Source organism: Streptomyces sp. Ru62 (genome assembly GCF_002920615.1).
Lineage (GTDB): Bacteria > Actinomycetota > Actinomycetes > Streptomycetales > Streptomycetaceae > Streptomyces.
Genome location: NZ_PQSU01000023.1, coordinates 44309 through 60264, shown reverse-complemented (window position 1 = coordinate 60264; position 15956 = coordinate 44309). Strand labels below are relative to the sequence as shown.

Sequence of the window (15956 nt, the reverse complement as noted above, 5' to 3'; positions counted from 1 at the left end):
CCCGGCACCCTCCCCGCCGTTCGCCGGTCGGCTGTGCGGTTGACTGGGGCCGGCATCGATCGAACGACGCGGAATCCATGGGGGCCTTACGGTTCTCCTTCACCGTGGCCCTGTGGGGCGACCAGCACCTGATGCTCGGGACGGCGGACGGTGGCATCACCCACTACGACCCCAACGGATGGGACCACGGGGCCGGATGGAAGGGACCGGCCGCCGACTCGCTCCCCGTGCTCCTGGGGCTGATCGCCGAGTCGAGCGACGCCCTGGAGTCGGACGACGACGCGGTACGCGCGGCCGCCGTCGCCGATCTGCGGGAGCGCATGACCGGCCTGGAGCCGTATGTGACGACTCTGCGTTCCGGGACCAGGTCCCGGCGCAGGACATCACCGTCGACGGCACCTGGTCCACGTCGTCGTCACCGAACAGGCGGCCCTCTCGCCCTGCCCACCCGGTGTCCCGCACGTGCCGGACCAGCGCGCGAGGCAGACGACCCGGCACACCGTCACCCGCCGGGCCGGCCGCCCGGCTCACCGGCCGCCGCCGCGGAAGTGGCCGACGGCCCACCGCGGCACACCGATCGCCTCCGGCACGGCGGAGATCACCGCCGCATCCACACTGATCACATCTGCAACCACCCGGTGGGTTCAGGCGGGCACCCACCCCCGCCTCGCAGGGTCGGCCGGCACGACACCCCGCGCCACAGAAGGCCGCATGACACCGATTCGGCGCCGCAGGACCCGCTCAAGCCTCCACGCTCCCCGCAGTACACCCCGAGCCGCCCGCGCACGCGCGGACCGACGACCGCACACTTCCCCCATTCGCTATAGCCATGCTCCACCAGACCCGGCACAAGGCGAGGGAAGCGGTCGGGCAGCGAACCACGTAACAGGGGTTGACACGAGCCGCTGCGCGACCCAGCCTTTGGCAACGTTGTCATGCCTACTGCGGCAGCCCCGGAGAGGTCCGGACTGCACCGCTTTTTGATGGGACGTCACGCTCATGACAGATCAGTCGGATCCGTCGCGCCATCCGTCGCGACGGGCCATCGTCACCACGGGTACCACCTTGCTGGCCGGGTTCGGCCTCGGTTCCGTGCTTCCTGCGGCGACCGCCGTCGCCGCGCCCGACGGCGCGCCGGTGGGCTCCGCCGCCACCCCCGGTGAGCTGGCGCTCTACCGGCCGGTCTCGGTCTCTTCGACGGCCTACGCCGCCACCCCCGGCTCCTTCGTCGTCGACCGGCTCTCCTCCCCCGGCGTGAAGGGCAGCGGCTGGCGTGCCGAGGGCGGCGATCCGCAGTGGATAGCCGTCGACCTCCAGGCGGCCTGCGAGGTCACGCGGGTCCGCCTCACCTTCGAGGCCGACGCCTCCGACCCGGTGTACACGCCGCCCACCACCGGCAACGTGCACAGCGGCACCACGGGCGACGAGATCCAGTCGAGCTTCTCGCTGGTCTTCGTGGTCGAGACGTCCGTGGACCACGAGTCCTGGACCACGGTGTACAGCACCACGGCCGGAACCGGTGGCGTCGTGGACGTCCAGCTGCCCCGCCCGGTGTCCGCGCGCTGGGTGCGCATGACCTCGCGCAAGCGCTCCAGTCCGCTGCCCCTCGGCCTCAACGGCTTCGAGGTGTACGGCACCGCCAAGGGCCACCGCCCTTCGGCCACCGGCTGGACCGACTGGGGCACCCGGCACGACGAGGCGCCGGCGCTCACGGTCGCGGACGACGGGACCGTGCCCGTGGAGTCGGGCTGGCGGCTCACCATGGACGACTGGGCCGGCACGGACGGAGCCGGACTGTCGAAGACGTCCGTCGACACCAGCGGCTGGCTGCCGGCGACCGTTCCCGGCACGGTGCTGGGCTCGCTCGTGGAGCAGGGCAAGCTGCCCGACCCGGTGGCGGGTCTGAACAACCTGCACATACCGGAGGCGTTGTCGCGCCACTCCTGGTGGTACAAGCGGGACTTCGCGCTGCCGCGCGGTCTGCGCACCGGCGCCGGCCGGCACGTCTGGCTGGAGTTCGACGGCGTCAACCACAAGGCCGATGTGTGGCTCAACGGCGAGCGGGTGGGCGACCTGACGTACCCGTTCGCCCGTGCCGCCTTCGACGTCACCCGGCAGCTCACCGAGAGCGGCGAGAACGCCCTCGCGGTGAGGATCACGCCGATGCCGGTGCCGGGCAGCCCCGGTGACAAGGGTCCGCTGGGCGAGTCCTGGGTGGACGCCGGCGCGCAGCAGATGAACCTCAACTCCCCGACGTACCTGGCGTCCTCGGGCTGGGACTGGATGCCGGCCGTGCGCGACCGCGCGGCGGGCATCTGGAACCACGTCCGGCTGAGGTCGACCGGTCACGTCGTCATCGGCGACCCGCGCGTGGACACCGTGCTGCCCGCGCTGCCGGACGTGTCGGTGGCCGAGCTGACCGTCGTGGTGCCGGTGCGCAACGCGGACACCGCCGACCACCAGACGACGGTCACCGCCGCCTTCGACGGGGTACGGGTGTCGAAGACGGTCACCGTGAAGGCCGGTGAGAGCCTGGACGTCGTCTTCGCGCCGGACGCGTTCGGCCAGTTGAGGGTGCGCGAGCCCAAGCTGTGGTGGCCGAACGGTCTGGGCGAGGCCCACCTGCACGACCTCACGCTCACCGCCTCGGTGGGTGGCCAGGAGAGCGACCGGCGCACCACCCGCTTCGGCATCCGCCAGTTCGGCTACGAGTACGACGTACCGCTCCAGTTCACCGCGTCCGGCGACGCCTACACGCAGACCGTGACCTTCGACCGGCAGCAGGCCCAGCACGTCCGCATCCGCTGTCTGACGCGGGCCACCTCGTGGGGCAGTTCCCTGTGGACCCTGTCCGTGCGGGACAGCACCCGGCCGGACACCGACCTCGCGCTGCACGCCCACGCCGACGCGTCCAGCACCGATCAGGACGGCAACCGCGCGGCGAATGCCACCGACGGCGACTCCGGCACCCGCTGGTCCTCCGCCTACGAGGACGACCAGTGGATCAGCGTGGACCTCGGCTCCGTCCAGTCCTTCGACCGGGTCGACCTCACCTGGGAGCAGGCGTACGCGAAGATCTTCGTGGTCCAGGTCTCCTCGAACGGCTCGGACTGGACCGATGTGAAGTCGGTGGACAACGGGGCGGTGCCGCTGCCGTTCAACAACGGCAACGCCAGTCTCCAGGTCGAGGACTTCGACCGGCGGACCGCACGCTATGTGCGGCTCGACTGCGGCCTGCGCAACACCAGTTGGGGCAACTCGTTGTGGTCGCTGTCCGTCGTCGACCGGAGTGAACCCGGCACCGACCTCGCCCTGCACCAGAAGGCCACCGCTTCCACGGAGGAGTCAGACCACCCGGCGTCGAACGCCACCGACGGGAACCCGAACACCCGCTGGTCGTCCGCCTACGAGGACCACCAGTGGATCAAGGTGGACCTCGGCTCCTCGCGGGCGTTCGACCGCGTCGCCGTCGTCTGGGAGACCGCGTACCCGAAGTCGTACACGATCCAGGTGTCCGACGACGGCGAGCAGTGGACCGACGTCAAGTCCGTGTCGAACACGCCGGACCCGCTGAAGATCAGCGTCAACGGCGTGCGCGTGCTGGCTCGCGGCGGCAACTGGGGCTGGGACGAACTGCTGCGCCGGATGCCGGCGGAGCGCATGGACGCGGCCGTGCGGATGCACCGGGACATGAACTTCACCATGATCCGCAACTGGGTGGGCAGCAGCGACAGGGAGGAGTTCTTCGCCGCCTGCGACCGGCACGGCATCCTGGTGTGGAACGACTTCCCCAACGCGTGGGGCATGGACCCGCCGGACCACGACGCCTTCAACGCGATCGCGCGGGACACCGTGCTGCGGTACCGCATCCACCCGTCCGTGGTGGTCTGGTGCGGCGCCAACGAGGGCAACCCCCCGGCCGCCATCGACAAGGGGATGCGCGAGGCGGTGGAGCGGCAGGTGCCCGGCGTGCTCTACCAGAACAACTCGGCGGGCGGCATCATCACGGGCGGCGGCCCCTACGGCTGGGTGGAACCGGAGAAGTACTTCGACCCGATGACGTACGGCAGCCGTGACTTCGGCTTCCACACCGAGATCGGCATGCCCGTCGTCTCCACCGCGGCGAGCACCCGCAGCATGACGGGCGACGAGCCCGAGTGGCCGATCCGGGGTGCGTGGTACTACCACGACTGGAGCGAGCACGGGAACCAGGCGCCGCAGAACTACAAGGCTGCCATCGAGGCCCGCCTGGGCGAGTCCGGCGACCTGGACGACTTCGCCCGCAAGGCGCAGTTCGTCAACTACGAGAACACACGTGCCATGTTCGAGGCGTGGAACGCCAACCTGTGGGACAACGCCTCCGGTCTGATGCTGTGGATGTCCCACCCGGCCTGGCACAGCACGGTCTGGCAGACGTACGACTACGACTTCGACGTCAACGGCACCTACTACGGCGCCCGTTCGGCCTGCGAACCGCTGCATGTGCAGGCGGATCCGGTGAAGTGGCGGGTCATCGCGGTGAACCACACGTCGGCGGACCTGCGGGGCGCCACCGTCACCGCCCGGCTGTACGACCTGTCCGGCCGGCAGCTCGGCAGCGGCAGGACCGCCCGGGTGGACGTGGAACGGGCGGCCACCGCCGAGGCGTTCACCGCCGCGTGGACGGACGGCCTTCCGGACCTGCACCTGCTGCGGCTGACGCTGGAGGACTCCCGGGGCAGGGAGCTGTCGCGGAACACCTACTGGCGCTACCGCGAGGCCGCCGCGCTGCGGGGGCTGAACAAGGCGAGGCAGGTGAGGCTCACGGGTGCGATCACCCGGTGGTCGCGCTCCGGTGACCGCCAGGAGCTGACGGCGGTGATCCGCAACCAGGGCCCGGCGGTGGCCGCCATGGTCCGGCTGTCGCTGCTGGAGGACGCGCACGGCCGCCGGGTGCTGCCGACGCTGTACAGCGACAACTACCTGTGGCTGCTGCCCGGCGAGTCCCGGACCGTCCGGCTGTCCTGGCCGAAGGGGGCCGGCTCGGCGCGGCGCCCGGTGCTGACGGCGGAGGCGTACAACAGCCCGGTCGCGACGCTGCGCGGCTGAGCCGCTCCGCGCACCAGTCCGCCGCCCGGACCCGGCGAGCGCCGGGTCCGGGCGGCGGCCACGCGTCCCGCGCCGCTCATGCGTGATGCGGCGTCAGCCCGGGCGGTCGCGCCGGCGGCCATGGTAGGAGGCCCTGTCGCTGCCCTCGTCCGTCCCCTCTTCCCGGTGACGGCGTGCTACTGCGCGCGTCGGACGGAGGTGCGGACCCACAGCACGGTCGCGAGTGCGGTGACGCCGAGGCCGGTCAGGCAGATGCCGGCCCAGCCGGCCCTCGGCCATACGGAGGACGCCAGGGCGGAGCCGAGAGCACCGCCCAGGAAGTAGAACGTCATGTAGATGCTGTTGACCCGGTTGCGGGCCGCCGCGTCGACGTCGTAGATGACACGCTGGTTGAGCACGTGCAGCGCCTGGACGCCGACGTCGAGGACCAGCACGCCCACGATGATGCCGCCCAGCGTGTTGCCCGCGGCCAGGAGCACGGCGTAGGCCAGGGCGATGAGCGCGAGCGCGGCCGCGGTGGGCACGGGATGGGTGTGCCGCTGGACGCGGCCGGTGAGACGGGCGGCCGTCGCGCCGGCGGCGCCGAGCAGCCCGAACAGGCCGATGACGGCGGGTGAGTAGCCGAACGGGGCCTGGCTGAGCCGCAGGGCGGCGGTGGACCAGAAGACGCTGAACGCTGCGAAGCCCAGGGCGCCGTACGCGGAGCGGACGCGGACGGCGGCTTCGGTCCGGTAGATGCGGACGGTGGAGCGCAGTACCTCGCCATAGCCGACGGGCCGGCCCGGGACGGGATCGATGCCGTGCAGAGCGCGGCGCAGGACCACGTTGACGACGATCATCAGCGCCGCGGCCCCGAGGAACAGCGGGCGCCAGCCGACGAGTTCGGTCACGAGGCCCCCGACGGTCCGCGCGAGGAGCATGCCGGTGAGCAGGCCACTGATGACGGTGGCCACGGTGCGTCCGCGCTGGGTGTCGTCGGCGAGGTGGGCCGCCACGGGCACGAGCACCTGGGCGGCGACATTCGCGAGACCGAGCACGGCGAAGGCGACGAGGGCGGCGGCCAGTCGGGGTGCCAGGCCCACCGCGGCGAGCGCGGCGGTGTCGAGCAGCAGCAGAGCGCTCATCAGGGACCGGCGCCTGACGATGTCGGCCAGCGGGAGCACAGACACCAGGCCGACGGCGAAGCCGAGTTGGGTGACGGTGACGACGACACCGGCGGCGCCGGTGGAGGTGCCCAGGGAACGCGCGATCACGGCGAGCAGCGGCTGGGCGTAGTACACGTTCGCGGCGATCGCACCGGTGGCCACGGCGAGGAGCAGGGTCAGGGCGCGCGATATGCCGGGGTGCGCGGGAGCCGCCGGGGTGGCGGGCCGCGCCGCGGCGGTCTGGGACATGGGGCGTCTCCTTGGGGCGTGGCGTTGGTCCGCGTCCCACGCTCGGGCGGGGCGCTCACGATGTCCAAGACCTCTTTCGGCGTCCGTGATGCCTTGCGGGCATCAGTCGCCGACGGCCACAGCGCTGATGCCCCTCGGGTATCACAGGCGGCGGAAGAGGTCTTGGACGGGGGTCCGTCCCTGAGCGCAGGCTGGTCAGCGAAGTCAGCGAACTCCCCGAGCCACGGAGACAGGAGCCATCACCATGAAGATCTTCCTCACCGGTGGATCCGGATACATCGGCAAGGCCACGATCAGTGCGCTGATCCGCCACGGACACACCGTCGAGGCGCTGGCCCGCAACGACGTCGCCGCCGAGACCGTCGCGACCCTCGGGGCGACGCCGGTGCGCGGCGGGCTGGGGGATCTCGGCGTGCTGAACGCGGCGGCGGCCCGCGCGGAGGCGGTCGTCCACCTGGCGCAGGCCGAGACCGGGGACGAGGACCTCGCGGCGGCCACCGCCATGCAGGACGGCATCGGCACCGGCACCTACGTCCACACCGGCGGCACCTGGGTCTACGGCGACACGGACGGGGTCGTGGACGAGACCGCCCCCTGGAACCCGCCGGCCCTGGTCGCCTGGCGCAAGCCGGTGGAGTACGCCGTTCTGCGGCGCGCGCAGCAGGGTGGCCGCCCCGTCGTGGTGCAGCCCGGTCTGCTGTACGGCGGTGAGAACCGCCTGATCGACTTCTTCTACGCCGTCCCGGGCAAGGAGGCGGGAGCCGTTCCGTACATCGGCGACGGTGCGAACCGCTGGGCGCTGGTGCACATCGACGACATCGCGGAGCTGTACGTCGCCGCCCTGAAGGCGAAGCCCGGCTCTGTGTACGTCGGCGTGGGCGGTGTGAACCCCACCGCCAAGGAGTGCGCGCTGGCCGTCGCCCGCTCGCTCGGTCTCGACGGCAAGGTCGCCTCCATCACGCTGAAGCAGGCCCGTGAGCAGATGGGGCCGGTCGCGGACGCCTTCGCCCTGGACCAGCAGCTCACCCCGGCACGCGCCGAGGCCGAGCTGGGGTGGACCCCCGCGCACACCGACCCGCTGGCCGTCCTCGCCGGCGAGAAGTGACCGGGCCAGGGACAAGGCGGCACCTCTCGCGAAGGCGGCGGGCACCGTCCGTGACGGCTCGCCGTGGCCGGGGCGGGTAGATTCGTGCAGAACTGCCTCGGTCGTCCCACGGGGCGATCGAGGAGTCGTTCCAGGAGAGCCGACCGCCCGGCCGGGCCGTCGCCTCGGAGAGAGTGAGCGGTGAGTCCGGGTGGATCTTGACCTGCGGAAGCTCCGGTATTTCGTGGCCGTGGCCGAGGAGCTCCACTTCGGGCGTGCGGCCGAGCGGCTGCACATCGCGCAGCCGGTGCTGTCCCGGCAGATCCGGAGCCTGGAGGACGACCTGGGCGTCGAGGTCTTCGCACGGGACCGGCGCGGCACGCTGCTCACGCCGGCCGGGGAGCAGTTGCTGGAGGACGCCGTCCCGCTGCTCGCCTCGGCCGAGGCGCTGCTGCGGCGGGCGAAGACGGCGGCGCGGGGCACCCCCACGCTGACCGTCGGGTTCATGCCCGGCATCACGGTCACCCCGGCCACGGCCGTCTTCTCCGCCCGCCGTCCCGGCGTCAACGTGCGTCTGCTGCGCACGAGTTGGGACAACCAGGTGGAGGTGCTGCAGGACGGCCGGGCGGACATCGGCGTCGTGCGGCTGCCCATCGACCAGCGGGGCCTCCAGGTGCGGCCGCTCTTCAGGGAGCCCCGGGTCGTGATGGTGCCGGCCGGACACCGTCTGGCGGACAGGGCGTCGGTGACCGTCGGCGACCTCGCGTCCGAGCACCTGCTCCAGGACCCGGACGCCGTACCCGAATGGCGTGACGTGGCACTGGAGTTGCGGGAGCGGCGGCGCCCCGAGGTGCCCGTGATCCACCAGGTGGAGGAGAAGCTGGAACTGGTGGCCTCCGGTGCGGGCATCTGTGTGCTCCCGTTGTCCACCGCCAGTTTCTACACCCGCCCGGACGTCATCCCGCTGCCCGTGGAGGACATCGGCCCCAACGAGGTGGCCCTGGCATGGGTGGCGTCCCGGCGCTCGCCCCTCATCCACGACTTCGCCGAGGCCGCGGCGGAAACCCTCGGCCGGACCCGGACCGAGGAACAGCCGCCGCAGCGCTGACGACCGCACGAGGCCGAGGACCGCGCGAGCCTGAGCCCTCCTTGGAGGACTGGTCCGCCCGGCCTGGCGTCGGATGCCGGCGAACCGGGTGCGGGGCGCTGACGCACCCCCGGGCGCGCCCGCGCGGCAATTCCGCCGTACGCCCTACGCCGGCACCGAGCGCACCGGCGACAGCTCTGCCGCCAGACTGTCCGCCAGGCTCAGCAGGCCGGGACCGGAGAGCACGCGGGGTCCGCCGCCACCGAGTTATCCCCCGGTGACGAGGTCATCGGGTACCTCCGCGGCGACGTGCAGCGCGCGCACGGCGGACTGGCCGAGCTGGTGTCGGCCGATGTCCGCACGCCGGTGCACAAGCCCCGCACCATGAGCTTCGCCGAGGCCGCCGGACTGCCCCTCGCCGGCCTCACCGCCTACCGGGCCGTGGTGCGTGCCCTGCGTGTCCGGCAGGGTGAGACGCTGCTCGTGCACGGCGCGGCCGGCGGTGTCGGCTCGCTCGCCGCCCAGATCGGCCGGGCACGCGGCGCCCGGGTCGTCGGGACGGCCTCGGCGCGTGACCACGCCTACCTGCGTTCCCTCGGCGTCCTCCCGGTCGCCTACGGGGAGGGGGTCGCCCAGCGCGTCCTCGGGGTGCCCGCCGGCGCGGACGCCGTCCTGGACACGGTCGGGGGCGGCACGCTGGTGTCGGCCGCGGGCACCGTCCGGCCGGGTGGCCGTGTCGCCTCTGTCGCGGAGACCGGGCTGCCGGGTGTCGTCCCGGTCTTCTGCCGGCTCGGCGGAGACGATCTCAAGGCCGTGGCGGAGCTGGCCGACGCCGGCAGGCTGAGGGTGCGGGTGGGCGCCACCTTCCCTCTGGAACGCGCAGCCGAGGCCCAAGGGGTGCTGGCGGCGGGCGGCACCCGCGGCAACGTCGTCGTGGCCATGGGGGCTGATCCTCCTCGCGGCCGGCCGTGGGGCAGTGCGGGGGCACCCTACGGCCGGCGCGGTCGGCGCCCCCCCTGCCCGGCCGCCCCGGACGCGGGATGACGGCCTTTTTCGATCCAGACGTTTGTCTTTTAGGCTGCCGCCATGGGCTATGACTCTTCCGCGACGCGTGCCCGGCTGCTGGAGGCCGCGCACGAGGAGTTCGTCGCACATGGACTCGCCGGAGCACGCGTCGAACGCATCGCCAAGAACGCGCCCGCCAACAAACAGGCGATCTATGCCTACTTCGGGTCCAAGGACGCCCTCTTCGACGCGGTCCTGGAGGCCCGCGTCCGCATCCTGGCCGATGTCGTCCCCTTCACCCCGGACGACCTGGCGGCCTACGCCGGCGCTCTGTTCGACGCCTTCGTCGCCGACCCGGACCTGATCCGGCTCACCCAGTGGAAGTCGCTGGAGCGGCCGGAGGCGTCGACGGCGGAGCTGGAGGCACATCTCAGCAAGGCCCAGGCCGTCGCCGACGCACACGGGGCCGACCTGGAAACCGGCATGGACGCCCTCATGATCGCCCTCGCCGCCGCCCAGGCGTGGCTCTTCACGCCGCCGGCCATCCGCAATCCCACCGACGATGGCGAGGCGGCCCGGCTCAAGCGGCACCGCGCGGCCGTCGTCGCCTCGGTCGAGGCACTGACCGAGCGGCTGATGCCGGCCGAGTGACACACCCCTCGGCCGGGCCGCTCGGCGCAGGACGGGCAGCCCGGTCGTGCGGGTGCCGGTGCGCGTCCGGCCGTCGGCGTTCTCCAGCCCGGTCCGAGCAGGTACGGCACGGCCGCGCCGACGATGAGCTGTGCGCGCGCGTACGGTGCCGGCCGCGGCGGCCGGCGGTCGGGACTCCGCACCAGTGCCTCCGTCGCCCCCGCGGTCGGCTGTGCGCCTGGTCCGCCGAGCCGGGACGGCCAGGGACGGGGACGGCCACCGCGTCGTGCCCGCCCTCGCCGTGGCCGCTTCCGGTCCCGGTCTCAGCCGATCGTGACGACCCGTGCCCAGGGCGGTGGGGTGTCCGGAACGTAGTCGGGGTCTTCCTCGTCCACGGCGTGGGCGGGGCGGGGGAAGAGGCCGACGACGGTGCGGCAGGGCGGCTGGGTGGAGGGCCACGGGGTCTGTCCGTCCGTGAGGGCGACGATCACGTCCGGGCGGGAGCGCAGCGCCCGGGTGAAACCGGAGCGCAGATCGGTTCCGCCGCCGCCGACCAGTGCGATGTTCTCGGCGCGGCACAGGGGGACGGCGACCCCGGCCGCCGCGTCGCAGGAGATCACCGAGACCAGGTCGCGCCGTCCGCCCACCGCACGGGAGATCGCCGCGACCTCCAGCAGCGCGCTGCCCAGTTCGGCGTCGCTCACCGACCCTGAGGTGTCGATCACGACGCAGACCCTGGGCGGCTTGCGGCGCAGGCTCGGCAGCAGTGCTCCGGGGACGCCGGCCGAGCGCCGGGACGGACGCCGGTAGCTGTGGTCCTCCCCCGCCCCCGGCGCGCCCGTCGCCGAGCGGACCGCCGCTCCGAGCAACTGCCGCCAGGGCTGCGGCGGATGGAACGCCTCCTCGGCCCATCGGCGCCACCCCTCCGGCGCGTGGCCGGGCCGGCCTCTGATGCCCTCGGCCACCCGCCTGCTCAGCCCGTGTGCGCCGTCGGGTCCCAGCTCCCACGGCCGGGCCTGCCCGTCGGCACCACTGCCGCAGTCCAGCCAGGCCAGCTCCGCGGTGAGCGCGGACAGCGACGCCGTACGCAGGTACTCCTCCATGAGCAGACCCTCGGGCAGCCGCAGCATGGACGGGTGCACCGCTCCGGCAGGCCGGGGCAGGCCGTCGCCGTAGATGTCGTCGTTGATCTCGAAGTCGGCGGCGATGTTGCGCCGTAGCCTCTCGCGGCTCCCGGTCGGGGAGCTCCCCCTCCCGCTTCGCCCGCCGGGACCGTGCCCCTCGTGCTCCCGCGCGTACCGCTCGCCCCGCGCGTGGTGGTCGCGGAGCAGGTGGGAGACCTCGTGCACCCAGACGCCCGCCAGTTCCTCCACCGGGGTGCGCGCCACGAAGCCGGGTGAGACGTAGCAGCGCCAGTGCGCGTCGACCGCCATCGTCGGCACCGAGCGGTCCTCCACCACGTGCAGCGCGAAGAGGGCGGCGGCCAGGTAGGGGCGGACCTTCACCGCGTGCAGCCGGGCGGCCAGCAACTTCTCCTGGTCCAGCGGCAGTCCGGGACGGTCGTACGGTCCACCGCCGGCGGTCGGCGGGGCCGGCACCGCGGCCCGTACCGGGCGGGCCGGCGCGGGCCGGGGCATGGGACGTGGCAGCGGCCGCGGGCGCTTCGCGCTCCCCGTCACCGGCGCGTTCCCGTCGTACGCCCGGCGTCGGCCGCGGTGGCGCGTCCCACCGACCGCTCGGCCCGTCGGGCGAGGCCGACCACCCCGGCCAGCCGCTCCACCGCCTCCGGCACCTCCCAGTCGTCACGCCGCAGCGCCGCCAGTGTCGTCGCCGGGGCCACCAGCAGGTCGGGGGCGCCGGTCTCCAGGGCCCGGACCAGTACCGCCCAGCCCGCCTCCCACCGCTGCCGCTCCGGTCTCGCTCCGACGGCGGCCACCACCGCCTCCAGCGTCGCCTGGCGCAGATCGCCCCGCACGGGCAGCTCGGCAAAGGCGGGATCGGCCAGCAGGGACTCCGGGTCCGGCAGGTCCATCCGGTCCAGGTGGGCGAGGAGTTCGAGCCCTGGGCCGTCCCCGACCGCGCCCCGTACCAGCAACGCCAGCACCTCCCGGGAGACGGAGGCCGCCGTGCCGAAGGCCAGCAGGGTCAGCGCGGCGTCCCAGCTGCGGGGCGAGGGCCAGGCGGCGCCGCGTCGTGTCTCCGTGCTCGGCAGCCGGTGGATCAGCGTCGGCCGGGCTCGCAGGAAACCGCAGACCGCGCGCCGGGCGTGGGCCACCGCGTCCGGCAGCCGCTCGGGCACCAGCCGGGGCAGCTCCGCCCGGGGCCAGACCCCGCCCAGCCCGCGCACCACCACCTCCGGGTCGTGCGACCAGTGCAGATGCACGAACCGGTTGGCGAGCGGCGGGCTCAGTTCCCACCCGTCCGCCGCGGAAGCGCGGGGATTGGCGGCGGCCACGATCCGCACGCCCTGCGGCAGTTGGAGGGCACCCACCTTCCGCTCCAGGACGACCCGGAGCAGTGCGGCCTGCACGGCGGGGGTGGCGGTGGAGAGTTCGTCCAGGAAGAGCAGCCCCCGTCCGGCCCGCACCAGCTCCACGGCCCACTGCGGCGGCGCCATCGGCACGCCCTGCTCCGCCGGGTCGTCGCCCACGATGGGCAGCCCGGAGAAGTCGGACGGCTCGTGGACGCTGGCGATCACGGTCGTCAGCGGCAGGCCGAGGGAGTGGGCGAGCTGCGTCAGGGCCGCGGTCTTGCCGATGCCCGGTTCACCCCAGAGCAGGACGGGCAGGTCGGCCGCGACGGCCAGGGTGAGGGCTTCGAGCTGGTCATCGGGGCGGGGCTCGGTGCTGGTGGTCCGCAGGAGGGTCAGGAGATCGTCGGCGACGGCGAGTTGTGCGCGGGTGCCGGACGGGCCGGCGGGGAGTGGTGCGGGCGCGCCGACGGCCGCAACCGCGGTCCGCGGGAGGGTGCTGGATGTCATGGGCATCACCTGGGTGGGAGGAGGGAACGGGACGGCCCGTCCGGATGTCATGGGGGCATGGGGCACCGAAGGTGCGGTGCCTGTGGGTGTGCTGGGCGGAGGACGGCTGATCAGCGCAGGGAGCCGGTACGTGGCCGGGCCCGGCTGCTCCGCTTGCGGAGCATGGCGTGCGGGGTACGGCGATCGGGCCGCGGGCGATGACTCGCGTCGGCGTGTCCCGCGTCCGAGGCGTTCCCGCCTCCCGCGGCACGGGCAGCGGGGTGCACGGTGACCAGCCCCGAGCGGAAGAGACCGTGGTCGACGCGCCGGGTCGCGGCCGACTCCAGTTCCCGCCGGAGCGGCCCGTCGGGCAGGACGGCGCCGGGGCCGAGGAGTCCCTCGATCACGGTCAGCGCGCCGGCGACGTCACCGTGGAGGAGCCGCTCCCTGACCGCGGGCAGTGCCTCCGGGCTGCGGTGCACCGCGTCGATGGCCCGTAGACAGGGCAGCGCCGGCCCGCCGAGCGCCACCAGCAGTTCCTCCCGCCGTAGTTCGGCCGGATCATGGTCGATCGCCGTCAGCACCCCGTCCCGGAGCGCGATCCGGTGGACCTCGCCCCGGCACCGCACCCGGTGCGGGTCGTGGGGCTCGGGGGCCGGTCCGGTCGCTGCTGCCGGGCTGGGCTCCGCCAGTGCCGCGGCGACGAGCGGATGCAGACGGTCGGCCGCGACGAGCCCGGCGCGCAGCAGTTCCAGATCGGGCAGGACGCGAGCCGCCGCCTCCGGCAGCAGCGGAAGCGCGGCGACCTGCTGCGACGGCAGCGGCTCCCGCAGCGGCCGGAACGTCGGGGCGTGGCTGTCGTCGGGTGCGACGAGTTCGAGCACGGCGCGGCTGCGTGCACCGAGCCGCACGGTGAAGGCGCCGCGTGGACGGCGGCCCTCGGCCCGCAACAGCAACTCCGCCTCGGCGGCCCAGCGGGAGACCGCCCACGACGCGTCGTCACCGCTGGACCGGTCCGGGCGACCTGGATCATCCGGACGGTCCGGACGATCCGGCGGGGCTGGACGGCGAGGTCCGTCGGAGCGGCCGGACGGCATCGTCGGCGGTGCGCCGTCCGCTCCGCATCGCCGTGCGAGTTCGCCGCTTCGTCCGGAGTCCCAGAGGTGCCGGTGCAGGTCGAGGCGGTGACGCCGGTCGGGGTAGGGGTGCGGGTGGTGCCCCGGGACACTGCTCCCGGTCCCCTCCCACAGGGCCAGTGACATGCGCTGCCCGGCCTCCGCCCACGTCGGTGGTGTCCGCACCACCAGGTGCAGCGGTGTGCCGCCCGGACCGCCGTAACGGGCCAGGGAGAGGGTGAGGCCGGGCCGGAGCCGTCCGTCGGGGGCGATCCGGGGCATGTGCCAGCGGAGCAGATCCGGCGCCAGCCGACGCAGATCCGCACGAAGCCGGGTGGCGACATCGGTGCCGTGGCGCTTGCGCACGGCGCGCAGATCGAGATCGATGTCGACGCGGGCGGCGGCGCAGGCCCCCGCCCAGTCGCCGACCGCACGGCGCGCGGTCGCGGTCTCGATCATGGACGGTGGCACGGCGTACTCGCGCACGCGCTGCCACATCAACAGGCGGGACGGGATGTCGTTCGCGAAGTGATGTGCCATCAGCACTCACCTTGCGCGGACGATTCCCCCAATCCGTACGAGGAGAAGTTCTTCATCTCCGGCATCCTAACCACACCGCTGACCATCCGCCCCCGACTTTCGCACCCGCTCCCTCCTCCGGATGGGACGGCCAGGTCGGGCCGACCGGCTGCATGGCGAGCACGCGCCCGGAGGTCCTCTCCTGATCAACCACCGACGCGAATCACCGAGCTGTTGGCCGAGTACACCTAGACGCTGAGGGAGATCGCGGCGCCGATGCCGCCCAGGCCGAGGGCGACGGCAGCCTCCGCCCAGCCGCCCCGGCCCCAGGGGAAGAAGCGGTCAGCGGCCAGCCGGCCGGGGCCGATGGCCGCGACGGCCAAGGCGGCGACGGCGATCGCCACGTTGTACTCCACACCGCCGTCCGTTTCCCACAGGCCATGGGCGGCGGTCACCGTGACCATCGCGTTGATCATGACCCCGATCAGGGCGGCAGCCGCGAGCGGGGTCAGCAGCCCCAGAGCCAGGCCGAGACCGCCGAACAGCTCCGACAGGCCCCCGATCAGCGCGAACAGCTTGCCCGGGCGATAGCCCAGGGACTCGAAGGCCTTCCCGGTCGCGGTCAGACCGTTACCTCCGAAGAGACCGAAGACCTTCTGAGCGCCGTGCGCGGCCATGTACAGGCCGAAGGTCAGCCGCAGGAGCAGCAGGCCGACGTCGGCCGCGGTCACCATCGCCCCGGTGGCGGCCGCCGTGGGCGCCGTGGGGGTGGGGTGCGCCGCCGATGGCGTGGACTGAGGAGAACGGTTCAGGATGCGTTTGATCAACATGACAATGATCCGGTTGGAGCGCCGAAACGGGCGGTTCCCCCAGCTCGCGCGGATGCCGAGCGACCGATGGCGTGTGGGTGCGCACGCCGCACACCATCACGGAGCACACACGCCTCACAAGCGATCCTTGCGGGGCGGGCCGCGTTGTGCATCTGGGAGCCCCGCCACCGGGGTGGGCATCCGCCCGGTGCCCCCAGCACACTTCCTGACGTGAACACCTCCGCGAGCCAGCCACGTGCGCCTTC

General features: G+C 73.3%; 10 protein-coding genes. 5 read left to right on the top strand and 5 right to left on the bottom strand.

Annotated elements, in window-relative coordinates; all coding sequences use genetic code 11:
• Positions 1–999: 999 nt before the first annotated feature.
• On the top strand, positions 1000–5088 hold the full coding sequence (locus C3492_RS28565; RefSeq protein ID WP_103815425.1) for a discoidin domain-containing protein: 4089 nt from the start codon (positions 1000–1002) through the stop codon (positions 5086–5088).
• Between the two features lie 176 nt (positions 5089–5264).
• On the opposite strand, the gene C3492_RS28560 is transcribed toward C3492_RS28565, so the two are convergent.
• Complete coding sequence (locus C3492_RS28560) at positions 5265–6482, bottom strand: MFS transporter (RefSeq protein ID WP_103815423.1); 1218 nt, start codon at positions 6480–6482, stop codon at positions 5265–5267.
• Between the two features lie 244 nt (positions 6483–6726).
• Here C3492_RS28560 and C3492_RS28555 point away from each other — a divergent pair, with 244 nt between their 5' ends.
• From C3492_RS28555 to C3492_RS28540, 4 genes are all read left to right on the top strand, one after another.
• Complete coding sequence (locus tag C3492_RS28555; RefSeq protein ID WP_103815421.1) at positions 6727–7587, top strand: NAD-dependent epimerase/dehydratase family protein; 861 nt, start codon at positions 6727–6729, stop codon at positions 7585–7587.
• Positions 7588–7777: 190 nt separating this feature from the next.
• Positions 7778–8674, top strand: a complete 897-nt coding sequence (locus C3492_RS28550) for a LysR family transcriptional regulator (protein WP_103815419.1) — start codon at positions 7778–7780, stop codon at positions 8672–8674.
• Positions 8675–8962: 288 nt separating this feature from the next.
• A complete protein-coding gene (locus C3492_RS28545; protein WP_258055935.1) occupies positions 8963–9697 on the top strand; it encodes an NADP-dependent oxidoreductase in 735 nt (244 codons plus the stop codon).
• Between the two features lie 42 nt (positions 9698–9739).
• Complete coding sequence (locus tag C3492_RS28540; protein ID WP_103815415.1) at positions 9740–10309, top strand: TetR family transcriptional regulator; 570 nt, start codon at positions 9740–9742, stop codon at positions 10307–10309.
• A 302-nt stretch (positions 10310–10611) separates the two neighbouring features.
• On the opposite strand, the gene C3492_RS28535 is transcribed toward C3492_RS28540, so the two are convergent.
• The 4 genes from C3492_RS28535 to C3492_RS28520 all read right to left on the bottom strand — a co-directional run bounded on the left by C3492_RS28535 (position 10612) and on the right by C3492_RS28520 (position 15615).
• Positions 10612–11925: a VWA-like domain-containing protein gene (locus tag C3492_RS28535; RefSeq protein ID WP_258055933.1), complete on the bottom strand. Its 1314-nt coding sequence runs from the start codon at positions 11923–11925 to the stop codon at positions 10612–10614.
• Between the two features lie 38 nt (positions 11926–11963).
• The gene (locus C3492_RS28530; protein WP_103815413.1) at positions 11964–13268 is read right to left on the bottom strand and encodes a MoxR family ATPase; all 1305 of its coding nucleotides are present in this window, start codon (positions 13266–13268) and stop codon (positions 11964–11966) included.
• A 110-nt stretch (positions 13269–13378) separates the two neighbouring features.
• Entirely contained in the window at positions 13379–14902 is a 1524-nt protein-coding gene (locus C3492_RS28525; protein WP_103815412.1) for a hypothetical protein, read from the bottom strand.
• A 227-nt stretch (positions 14903–15129) separates the two neighbouring features.
• The gene (locus tag C3492_RS28520; protein WP_103815575.1) at positions 15130–15615 is read right to left on the bottom strand and encodes a DoxX family membrane protein; all 486 of its coding nucleotides are present in this window, start codon (positions 15613–15615) and stop codon (positions 15130–15132) included.
• Positions 15616–15956 lie beyond the last annotated feature (341 nt).

Excerpts from the sequence above, each read along its gene's own strand:
- C3492_RS28565 (WP_103815425.1), top strand. The coding sequence starts at position 1,000 with ATGACAGATCAGTCGGATCCGTCGCGCCATCCGTCGCGACGGGCCATC.
- C3492_RS28560 (WP_103815423.1), bottom strand. The coding sequence starts at position 6,482 with ATGTCCCAGACCGCCGCGGCGCGGCCCGCCACCCCGGCGGCTCCCGCG.
- C3492_RS28555 (WP_103815421.1), top strand. The coding sequence starts at position 6,727 with ATGAAGATCTTCCTCACCGGTGGATCCGGATACATCGGCAAGGCCACG.
- C3492_RS28540 (WP_103815415.1), top strand. The coding sequence starts at position 9,740 with ATGGGCTATGACTCTTCCGCGACGCGTGCCCGGCTGCTGGAGGCCGCG.
- C3492_RS28535 (WP_258055933.1), bottom strand. The coding sequence starts at position 11,925 with ATGCCCCGGCCCGCGCCGGCCCGCCCGGTACGGGCCGCGGTGCCGGCC.
- C3492_RS28530 (WP_103815413.1), bottom strand. The coding sequence starts at position 13,268 with ATGACATCCAGCACCCTCCCGCGGACCGCGGTTGCGGCCGTCGGCGCG.
- C3492_RS28525 (WP_103815412.1), bottom strand. The coding sequence starts at position 14,902 with ATGGCACATCACTTCGCGAACGACATCCCGTCCCGCCTGTTGATGTGG.
- C3492_RS28520 (WP_103815575.1), bottom strand. The coding sequence starts at position 15,615 with ATGGTGACCGCGGCCGACGTCGGCCTGCTGCTCCTGCGGCTGACCTTC.